Annotated in this window: 9 protein-coding genes; 7 read left to right on the top strand and 2 right to left on the bottom strand. The window is 58.1% G+C overall.

The features are described 5' to 3' along the window. Positions 1-261: 261 nt before the first annotated feature. From ugpB to ugpQ, 5 genes are all read left to right on the top strand, one after another. Positions 262-1,578, top strand: a complete 1,317-nt coding sequence (gene ugpB / locus ACOT0L_RS22805; RefSeq protein ID WP_046620674.1) for a sn-glycerol-3-phosphate ABC transporter substrate-binding protein UgpB — start codon at positions 262-264, stop codon at positions 1,576-1,578. Positions 1,579-1,707: 129 nt separating this feature from the next. Beyond that, entirely contained in the window at positions 1,708-2,595 is an 888-nt protein-coding gene (gene ugpA / locus ACOT0L_RS22800) for a sn-glycerol-3-phosphate ABC transporter permease UgpA (protein WP_022649658.1), read from the top strand. Continuing rightward, positions 2,592-3,437, top strand: coding sequence for a sn-glycerol-3-phosphate ABC transporter permease UgpE (gene ugpE / locus ACOT0L_RS22795; protein ID WP_023298800.1), 846 nt, complete (start codon positions 2,592-2,594; stop codon positions 3,435-3,437). Before ugpA ends, ugpE begins: the two co-directional genes overlap by 4 nt. A 1-nt stretch (position 3,438) precedes the next feature. Beyond that, positions 3,439-4,509, top strand: a complete 1,071-nt coding sequence (locus ACOT0L_RS22790) for a sn-glycerol-3-phosphate import ATP-binding protein UgpC (RefSeq protein ID WP_022649656.1) — start codon at positions 3,439-3,441, stop codon at positions 4,507-4,509. Further along, the gene (gene ugpQ / locus ACOT0L_RS22785; protein WP_022649655.1) at positions 4,506-5,246 is read left to right on the top strand and encodes a glycerophosphodiester phosphodiesterase; all 741 of its coding nucleotides are present in this window, start codon (positions 4,506-4,508) and stop codon (positions 5,244-5,246) included. The genes ACOT0L_RS22790 and ugpQ overlap by 4 nt, the downstream gene beginning before the upstream one ends. Here ugpQ and ACOT0L_RS22780 read toward each other — a convergent pair. After that, entirely contained in the window at positions 5,236-5,607 is a 372-nt protein-coding gene (locus ACOT0L_RS22780; RefSeq protein WP_023298798.1) for a DUF2756 family protein, read from the bottom strand. The two genes, ugpQ and ACOT0L_RS22780, sit on opposite strands and share 11 nt — an antisense overlap. Positions 5,608-5,729: 122 nt before the next feature. Here ACOT0L_RS22780 and ggt point away from each other — a divergent pair, with 122 nt between their 5' ends. Continuing rightward, positions 5,730-7,475, top strand: a complete 1,746-nt coding sequence (ggt, locus tag ACOT0L_RS22775; RefSeq protein ID WP_072201895.1) for a gamma-glutamyltransferase — start codon at positions 5,730-5,732, stop codon at positions 7,473-7,475. Positions 7,476-7,575: 100 nt separating this feature from the next. On the opposite strand, the gene yhhY is transcribed toward ggt, so the two are convergent. Next, positions 7,576-8,064 (bottom strand): N-acetyltransferase, encoded by a 489-nt coding sequence (gene yhhY, locus ACOT0L_RS22770; RefSeq protein WP_023298796.1) that lies wholly within the window; start codon positions 8,062-8,064, stop codon positions 7,576-7,578. 257 nt (positions 8,065-8,321) lie between these two features. Here yhhY and ACOT0L_RS22765 point away from each other — a divergent pair, with 257 nt between their 5' ends. Beyond that, entirely contained in the window at positions 8,322-9,359 is a 1,038-nt protein-coding gene (locus ACOT0L_RS22765) for an oxidoreductase (protein WP_421637276.1), read from the top strand. Positions 9,360-9,385: the final 26 nt, after the last annotated feature.

The following is a 9,385-nucleotide window of genomic DNA, read 5'->3' as shown; positions in this document are numbered from 1 at the left end:
TCCGGTCTAAAGTGTTACCCATGTTTCCGGTTCATACCCTGCGCTTACCGGGCCTACGGATACCATGTAGGCCGGGTAAGGCGAAGCCGCCACCCGGCTTTTTTTCATATTAACCCCTTCACACAACCATCATCCCTCTGACGCCTGGCTGTCACCTATCTGTAAACAAACAGTTATTTTTCTGTCATTCGAGCATGTCATGTTACCTCGCGAGCACAAAACGCGTGATATCGCGCATCCGGCATAATAAGAGAGATGACAATGACATCGTTACGACACACAGCTTTGGGTCTGGCAATCGGTCTGGCTTTTGCGACGAACGCAATGGCTGTGACCACCATTCCGTTCTGGCATTCTATGGAAGGGGAGTTGGGTAAAGAGGTTGACTCCCTGGCGCAACGTTTCAACGACACCCACCCGGATTACAAAATTGTGCCGGTGTACAAAGGCAACTACGAGCAGAGCCTGAGCGCGGGCATCGCCGCCTTCCGTACCGGCAATGCGCCAGCCCTGTTACAGGTTTATGAAGTCGGCACCGCGACCATGATGGCCTCCAAAGCCATCAAGCCGGTCTATGAAGTGTTCAAAGACGCGGGCATCAACTTTGACGAATCCCAGTTCGTGCCGACCGTTTCTGGTTATTACACCGATTCTAAAACCGGCCACCTGCTGTCTCAGCCGTTTAACAGCTCCACGCCGGTGCTGTACTACAACAAAGATGCCTTCAAAAAAGCCGGTTTAGATCCGGAACAGCCGCCAGAAACCTGGCAGGATCTGGCGGAGTACACCGCGAAGCTGAAAGCGGCGGGGATGAAGTGCGGCTACGCCAGCGGCTGGCAGGGCTGGATCCAGATTGAAAACTTCAGCGCCTGGCACGGCCTGCCGGTTGCCACCAAAAACAACGGCTTCGATGGCACCGACGCGGTTCTGGAATTTAACAAGCCGGAGCAGGTGAAGCACATCGCGCTGCTGGCCGATCTGAACAAGAAGGGCGACTTCAGCTATTTCGGGCGCAAAGACGAATCCACCGAGAAGTTCTACAACGGTGACTGCGCCATTACTACCGCGTCTTCCGGTTCGCTGGCGGACATCCGTCACTACGCCAAATTCAACTACGGCGTGGGCATGATGCCGTACGACGCTGATGTAAAAGGCGCGCCGCAGAACGCCATCATCGGCGGGGCGAGCCTGTGGGTGATGCAGGGTAAAGACAACGGCACCTACAAAGGCGTGGCCGAGTTCCTCGACTTCCTGGCCAAGCCGGAAAACGCCGCCGAGTGGCACCAGAAGACCGGCTACCTGCCGATCACCAAAGCCGCGTACGACCTGACCCGGGAGCAGGGCTTCTACAGCAAGAACCCGGGCGCGGACATCGCGACGCGTCAGATGCTGAACAAGCCGCCGTTGCCGTTCACCAAAGGCCTGCGTCTGGGCAACATGCCGCAGATCCGCACCATCGTTGATGAAGAGCTGGAAAGCGTCTGGACCGGGAAGAAAACGCCTCAGCAGGCGCTGGATTCAGCGGTAGAGCGCGGCAACCAACTGTTACGCCGCTTTGAGCAGTCGACGAAATCGTAATTAAAACCTTACCCCTCACCCTAACCCTCTCCCCATAGGGGAGAGGGGACTGCACGGAGCCGTCTTTTCTCCCTCGCCCCTATGGGGAGAGGGCCGGGGTGAGGGGCGAAAACCTACTTGAGCTAACCTATGTCATCATCCCGTCCGGTGTTCCGTTCCCGCTGGCTGCCGTACCTGCTGGTCGCGCCGCAGCTGGTCATCACCGTTATCTTCTTTATCTGGCCTGCGGGCGAAGCGCTGTGGTACTCGGTACAAAGCGTCGATCCGTTCGGGCTTTCCAGCCAGTTTGTCGGGCTGGACAACTTTACCGCGCTGTTCCATGACAGCTACTACCTGGACTCCTTCTGGACGACGATCAAATTCAGCGCGCTGGTCACCGTCAGCGGTCTTGTCGCGTCGCTGTTCTTCGCCGCGCTGGTGGATTACGTAGTGCGCGGCAGCCGTCTGTATCAGACCCTGATGCTGCTGCCTTACGCTGTGGCTCCCGCCGTGGCCGCCGTGCTGTGGATCTTCCTGTTTAACCCGGGGCGCGGGCTGATTACCCACTTCCTGGGCGAGTTTGGCTACGACTGGAACCACGCCCAGAACAGCGGTCAGGCGATGTTCCTGGTGGTGTTCGCCTCGGTGTGGAAGCAGATCAGCTATAACTTCCTGTTTTTCTTCGCCGCGCTACAGTCTATCCCGCGTTCGCTGGTGGAGGCCGCCGCGATTGACGGCGCAGGGCCCGTTCGTCGCTTCTTCAAACTGTCGCTGCCGCTGATCGCCCCGGTGAGTTTCTTCCTGCTGGTGGTCAACCTGGTGTACGCCTTCTTCGACACCTTCCCGGTGATCGACGCCGCCACTGCGGGCGGTCCGGTACAGGCGACGACCACGCTGATTTATAAAATTTACCGCGAAGGCTTTGCCGGGCTTGATCTCTCTGCCTCTGCCGCCCAGTCCGTGGTGCTGATGTTCCTCGTCATCATCCTCACGGTGGTGCAGTTCCGCTATGTCGAAAGTAAGGTGCGCTACCAATGATTGAGAACCGTCGCGGGCTGACGATTTTCAGCCATACCCTGCTGATCCTGGGCATCCTCGTCATCCTGTTTCCACTGTACGTGGCCTTCGTCGCCGCCACGCTGGACACCAAAGCGGTGTTCGACACGCCGATGACGCTCGTCCCCGGCGGGCATCTTTTCGAGAACATGAAAACTATCTGGACCCAGGGCGTGGGGGCCAACAGCGCGCCGTTCTGGCTGATGATGCTCAACAGTTTCATCATGGCGTTCGGCATCACCGTCGGCAAAATCACGGTGTCGATGCTCTCGGCGTTTGCCATCGTCTGGTTCCGCTTTCCGCTGCGTAACCTGTTTTTCTGGATGATTTTCATCACCCTGATGCTGCCGGTGGAGGTGCGTATCTTCCCGACGGTGGAGGTGATCGCCAACCTGAAGATGCTCGACAGCTACGCGGGCTTAACCCTGCCGCTGATGGCTTCGGCGACCGCCACCTTCCTGTTCCGCCAGTTCTTTATGACCCTGCCGGATGAACTGATTGAAGCCGCGCGTATTGACGGCGCCTCGCCGATGCGCTTCTTCCGCGACATCGTGCTGCCGCTGTCGAAAACCAACCTTGCGGCGCTGTTTGTGATCACCTTTATCTACGGCTGGAACCAGTACCTGTGGCCGCTGCTGATCGTTCAGGACGTCAACCTCGGCACCGCCGTGGCAGGCATCAAAGGCATGATCGCCACCGGCGAAGGCACCACCCTCTGGAACCAGGTGATGGCGGCGATGCTGCTCACCCTTATCCCCCCGGTCGTTATCGTTTTAGCCATGCAGCGTGCGTTTGTGCGTGGTTTAGTGGACAGTGAGAAATAAGATGGCAGGTTTAAAATTACAGGCAGTAACAAAAAGCTGGGACGGCAAAACCCAGGTCATTCAGCCGCTGACGCTCGACGTGGCGGACGGGGAATTTATCGTCATGGTCGGTCCGTCCGGCTGTGGGAAATCCACGCTGCTGCGCATGGTGGCGGGGCTGGAACGCGTGACGTCCGGGGATATCTGGATTGACCGCCAGCGCGTTACCGAGATGGAACCCAAAGATCGCGGCATCGCGATGGTGTTCCAGAACTACGCCCTCTATCCGCACATGAGCGTGGAAGAGAACATGGCCTGGGGGCTGAAAATTCGCGGCATGGGCAAAGGCCATATCGAGGAGCGCGTGAAAGAAGCCGCGCGCATTCTGGAGCTTGACGGCCTGCTCAAGCGTCGCCCGCGTGAGCTTTCGGGCGGCCAGCGTCAGCGCGTGGCGATGGGGCGCGCCATTGTGCGCGACCCGGCGGTCTTTCTGTTCGACGAACCGCTGTCAAACCTCGACGCCAAGCTGCGCGTGCAGATGCGCCTTGAGCTACAGCAGCTGCATCGCCGCCTTAAAACCACGTCCCTCTACGTGACCCACGATCAGGTAGAGGCCATGACTCTCGCCCAGCGCGTGATGGTGATGAACAAAGGCATCGCCGAGCAGATTGGCACCCCGGTGGAAGTCTACGAAAAACCGGCCAGCCGTTTTGTGGCGAGCTTTATCGGCAGTCCGGCGATGAACCTGCTGGACGGGCGGATCAATGCTGCAGGAACCCATTTTGAGCTGGAAAGCGGGATGGCGTTGCCGATCAACTGGTACTATCGTGGCTACGCCGGGCGTAAGATGACGCTCGGTATCCGCCCGGAGCATATTGGTTTGACGTCTCAGGCGGACGGCGGCGTGCCGCTGGTGATGGACACGCTGGAGATGCTGGGCGCAGACAACCTGGCGCACGGACGCTGGGGCGAACAAAAGCTGGTGGTGCGCCTGCCGCATCAGGAGCGCCCGAAGGCAGGCAGCACGCTGTGGCTGCATATGCCGGAAAATCACCTGCACTTATTTGACGGTGAAACAGGACAACGAGTATGAGCAACTGGCCTTACCCCCACATTGTCGCCCACCGTGGCGGCGGTAAACTGGCGCCGGAAAACACCCTGGCGGCAATTGACGCTGGCGCGCGCTACGGCCACACGATGATCGAGTTCGATGCCAAGCTGTCGAAGGACGGCGAAATTTTCCTGCTGCATGACGACAACCTCGAACGCACCAGCAACGGCTGGGGCGTGGCGGGCGAACTGCCGTGGCGCGATCTGCTGAAGGTGGACGCCGGAAGCTGGTTCAGCGGGGAATTCAAAGGCGAGCCATTGCCGCTGCTGGCGGAAGTGGCGGACCGCTGCCGACAGCACGGCATGATGGCTAACATCGAAATCAAACCGACCACCGGCACCGGGCCGCTGACGGGCAAAGTCATCGCGCTGGCCGCGCGTGAGCTGTGGGAAGGGATGACGGTACCGCTGCTGTCGTCGTTTGACATCGACGCGCTGGAAGCGGCACAGGCGGCCGTACCAGAGCTGCCGCGCGGACTGCTGCTGGATGAGTGGCGAGAAGACTGGCGCGCGCTGACTGCCCGCTTAGGTTGCGTGTCGATCCACCTCAACCATAAGCTGCTGGATGAAGCGCGCGTGATGCTGTTAAAAGAGGCCGGTCTGCATATCCTGGTCTACACCGTCAACAAACCCCAGCGTGCGGCCGAGCTGCTGCGCTGGGGCGTGGACAGCATCTGTACCGATGCGATTGACCAGATCGGGCCGAACTTTATTTATTAAGCATACTGCCGTTCTGCTGGGTCGGCAGCATATGCTGCTGACCGCTGCTTTGCGACACCCCGCCCCCTAACATCCCACCGTTTGAGTTTGACAGCGGCTGCTCGCGCATCTGGCCCTGCTGCACGCGCTGGGTATTAGCGTTCATCTGGTTTTGCAGGTGCTGCTGCTGCACCTGGGTCTGCGTCTTTAACTGCTGATTAAGCATCCCTTTCTGCTGCTGTTGCTGGCTCATCATCTCCGTCTGCATACGCTGCTGGCTCGGAATGACATAGCCCTGCTGGTTCGGGTTGTTCAGCGTGTTTATCGGCTGTGCGAGCGCGGCGAACGGAAGCAGCGCGATCAGGATCGGTAATCGTTTCATGGTTATCTCCTCCTTTGAGGCTTCTCTTAAGTTTATCCTGATTCCGGCATAACGATGATTTTTTAAGAGTTGTGAACCAGGCTTAAGCGGGGAATATAGGCCCCTTCACCTGGAGAACAATAATGATGAAACCAACCTTTTTGCGCTGGGTCGCCATCGCTGCGCTGATGGCAGGCGGCACATTTACCGTGGCGGCCAACCCGCCCGCCGCTCCTCCGGTCTCTTACGGCGTGGAGGAGGATGTTTTTCATCCCGTGCGGGCGACGCATGGCATGGTGGCCTCGGTTGACGCGCTGGCAACTCAGGTGGGCGTCGATATTCTTAAACAGGGCGGTAACGCGGTGGATGCGGCGGTCGCGGTCGGGTACGCACTGGCGGTAACGCATCCACAGGCGGGGAACCTGGGCGGCGGCGGGTTTATGATGCTGCGCACGAAAGATGGTAAAACTACGGCCATCGACTTTCGTGAGATGGCACCGAATCAGGCCTCCCGCGATATGTTCCTCGACGATCAGGGCAATCCGGACAGTAAAAAATCCCTGACCTCGCACCTTGCCTCCGGCACGCCGGGCACCGTTGCGGGGTTCTCGCTGGCGCTGGAAAAATACGGCACGCTGCCGCTGAATAAAGTGGTGCAGCCTGCCATCAGGCTGGCGCGAGACGGCTTCGTCGTCAACGACGCGCTGGCGGACGACCTCAAAACCTACGGCAGCGAAGTTATTCCCAATCATGAAAACAGCAAGGCTATCTTCTGGAAAGACGGCGAGCCGCTGAAGAAGGGCGATAAGCTGGTGCAGAAGAACCTCGCAAAAAGTCTCGAACTGATTGCCGAAAACGGTCCGGACGCCTTCTATAAGGGGCCGATTGCCGATCAGATTGCCGATGAGATGCAGAAGAACGGCGGGCTGATCACCAAAGCGGATCTGGCGGAATATAAGGCGGTGGAGCGCGAGCCGATTAGCGGCACCTATCGCGGCTACGAAGTCTTCTCCATGCCGCCGCCGTCCTCCGGGGGCATTCACATTGTGCAGATCCTCAATATTCTGGAAAACTTCGATATGCACAAGTTCGGCTTCGGTAGTGCCGATGCCATGCAGGTGATGGCGGAGGCGGAAAAGCGCGCCTACGCGGACCGCTCGGAATACCTTGGCGATCCGGACTTCGTGAAGGTGCCGTGGCAGGCGCTGACCAACAAAGCCTATGCCAAATCGATTGCCGATGAGATCGACATCAACAAGGCTAAACCGTCCAGCGAGATCCGCCCGGGCAAGCTGGCGCCGTATGAAAGTAACCAGACCACCCACTTCTCGGTCGTGGACAAAGACGGAAACGCGGTGGCGGTGACATACACGCTCAACACCACCTTCGGCACCGGGATTGTGGCGGGCAACAGCGGTATTTTGCTGAACAACGAGATGGATGACTTCTCGGCCAAGCCGGGCGTGCCGAACGTCTACGGGCTGGTCGGCGGCGATGCAAATGCGGTCGGGCCGAAGAAGCGCCCGCTGTCGTCCATGTCGCCCACCATCGTGGTGAAAGACGGCAAAACCTGGCTGGTGACCGGCAGCCCGGGCGGGAGCCGGATTATCACCACCGTGCTGCAAATGGTAGTGAACAGCATCGACTTTGGGATGAACGTCGCCGAAGCGACCAATGCGCCGCGTTTCCATCACCAGTGGCTGCCGGACGAGTTGCGCGTGGAGAAGGGCTTTAGCCCGGATACCCTCAAGCTGCTTGAGCAGCGCGGGCAGAAGGTGGCGGTGAAGGAGGCGATGGGCAGCACCCAGAGCATTATGGTCGGGCCGGACGGGGCTCTGTTTGGCGCGTCGGATCCGCGGTCGGTGGATGATTTAACGGCGGGGTATTGAGGGTTCCCCTCACCCTAACCCTCTCCCCATAGGGGAGAGGGGATTGCACGGTGCGGTCTTTTCTCCCTCGCCCCTTCGGGGAGAGGGTCGGGGTGAGGGGTTACTTCATCCGCGCCATATAATACGCGTCCACGTACTCGCCGTTGCGCAGGGCGTAGCGCCTGCCGGTGCCTTCAATCTCAAACCCGTGCTTTTTGTACACCGCGATTGCCGGTGCGTTATCGACAAACACCGTTAACTCGATGCGGTCGACGCGCAGCCAGTTGTCGCACATATCAATCATGGTGCGTATCAGCGCGCTGGCGACGCCCCGGTTTTGCCACTGCGCACCCACACAAATTCCAAAATCGGCAACGTGGCTGCGGCGCGGACGCTGGGCTACGGCAATGCACAGATGCCCGGCGACGGTATCATCAATACAGGCGACAAGCTGCTTGATACCGGGCTGATCGGTTAGCCGGTCATGCCACATCTGCTCTGAGGGATGAGGAACCTGTAGCGTGTTGTGGTACACCTCCGGCTGGGCGTGGATCTGACGAATGGCGTCGTAATCTTTCGGTTCAGCGTGGCGTATCACTATCTCACTCATTCCTTGTTCCTCAGTCAGTTAAAAGTCCCTTCCAACATCAGTGACTTTAAAAGTTGAGTCAATCGCTATTTTTTGCAAAAAGTGTTGGACAAGTGCGAATGAGAATGATTATTATTGCTCTGCATTCAGGAAGACCTCCTACGGGAACCTGAAAGCACGACATTGCTCACATTGCTTCCAGTATTACTTTAGCCAGCTTCTCGCTGGCTTTTTTTTTGTTATGGTTAGACTCAGTAACCTTCCAAAAGGACTGAGCCATGACACTACATTGTGCATTTATTGGATTTGGCAAAAGCACCACGCGTTACCACCTTCCGTATGTTCTTAACCGAAAAGAGACCTGGCACGTGGCCCATATCTATCGCCGCCGCGCGAAGCCAGAAGAGCAGTCTCCGCAGTATTCCCATATTCATTTCACCAGCGATCTTGATGAAGTGTTAAATGATCCGCAGGTGAAGCTGGTGGTGGTCTGTACCCACGCCGACAGCCACTTTGACTACGCGAAACGCGCGCTGGAAGCAGGTAAAAACGTGCTGGTGGAAAAACCGTTCACCCCGACCATCGCCGAAGCGAAGGAACTCTTTGCGCTGGCGAAAAGCAAAGGCCTGGCCGTCACGCCCTACCAGAACCGTCGCTTTGACAGCTGCTTCCTGACGGCAAAAAAGGCAATCGAAAGCGGCAAGCTCGGCGAGATCGTTGAAATCGAAAGCCACTTCGATTACTACCGCCCTGTGGCAGAAACCAAACCCGGCCTGCCGCAGGACGGTTCGTTCTACGGTCTGGGCGTACACACCATGGACCAGATCATCTCCCTGTTTGGCCGCCCGGACCACGTGGCGTACGACATCCGCAGCCTGCGCAATAAGGCCAATCCGGACGATACCTTCGAAGCACAGCTGTTCTACGGCGACCTGAAAGCCATAGTCAAAACCAGTCATCTGGTGAAAATCGACTACCCGAAATTTATCGTTCACGGCAAGAAAGGCTCCTTTATCAAGTACGGCATTGACCAGCAGGAGACCAGCCTGAAGGCCAACATCATGCCGGGCGAACCGGGCTTTGCGGCAGATGATTCCGTGGGCGTGCTGGAGTACGTGAACGACGAGGGCCTGACGGTCAGGGAAGAGCTGAAGCCGGAAACGGGCGATTATGGACGCGTCTACGATGCGCTGTATGAAACCCTCTCCAGCGGCACGCCGAATTACGTCAATGAATCTGACGTTCTGACGAACCTGGAAATCCTTGAACGGGCCTTCGAACAGGCTTCCCCTGCCACGGTAACCCTCGCCAGATAAGCAAAAATGGCTCCTTTGTGCTTGTT

Origin of the sequence: Enterobacter cloacae complex sp. XAL002 (assembly GCF_049236805.1) — a bacterium.
GTDB classification, from domain to species: Bacteria; Pseudomonadota; Gammaproteobacteria; order Enterobacterales; family Enterobacteriaceae; genus Enterobacter; species Enterobacter intestinihominis.
Note: the sequence above shows the minus strand (reverse complement) of the source record. Positions and strands in the feature narration are given on the sequence as shown.

Excerpts from the sequence above, each read along its gene's own strand:
- ACOT0L_RS22765 (WP_421637276.1), top strand. The coding sequence starts at position 8,322 with ATGACACTACATTGTGCATTTATTGGATTTGGCAAAAGCACCACGCGT.
- ugpQ (WP_022649655.1), top strand. The coding sequence starts at position 4,506 with ATGAGCAACTGGCCTTACCCCCACATTGTCGCCCACCGTGGCGGCGGT.
- ggt (WP_072201895.1), top strand. The coding sequence starts at position 5,730 with ATGATGAAACCAACCTTTTTGCGCTGGGTCGCCATCGCTGCGCTGATG.
- yhhY (WP_023298796.1), bottom strand. The coding sequence starts at position 8,064 with ATGAGTGAGATAGTGATACGCCACGCTGAACCGAAAGATTACGACGCC.
- ugpB (WP_046620674.1), top strand. The coding sequence starts at position 262 with ATGACATCGTTACGACACACAGCTTTGGGTCTGGCAATCGGTCTGGCT.
- ACOT0L_RS22780 (WP_023298798.1), bottom strand. The coding sequence starts at position 5,607 with ATGAAACGATTACCGATCCTGATCGCGCTGCTTCCGTTCGCCGCGCTC.
- ugpE (WP_023298800.1), top strand. The coding sequence starts at position 2,592 with ATGATTGAGAACCGTCGCGGGCTGACGATTTTCAGCCATACCCTGCTG.
- ugpA (WP_022649658.1), top strand. The coding sequence starts at position 1,708 with ATGTCATCATCCCGTCCGGTGTTCCGTTCCCGCTGGCTGCCGTACCTG.
- ACOT0L_RS22790 (WP_022649656.1), top strand. The coding sequence starts at position 3,439 with ATGGCAGGTTTAAAATTACAGGCAGTAACAAAAAGCTGGGACGGCAAA.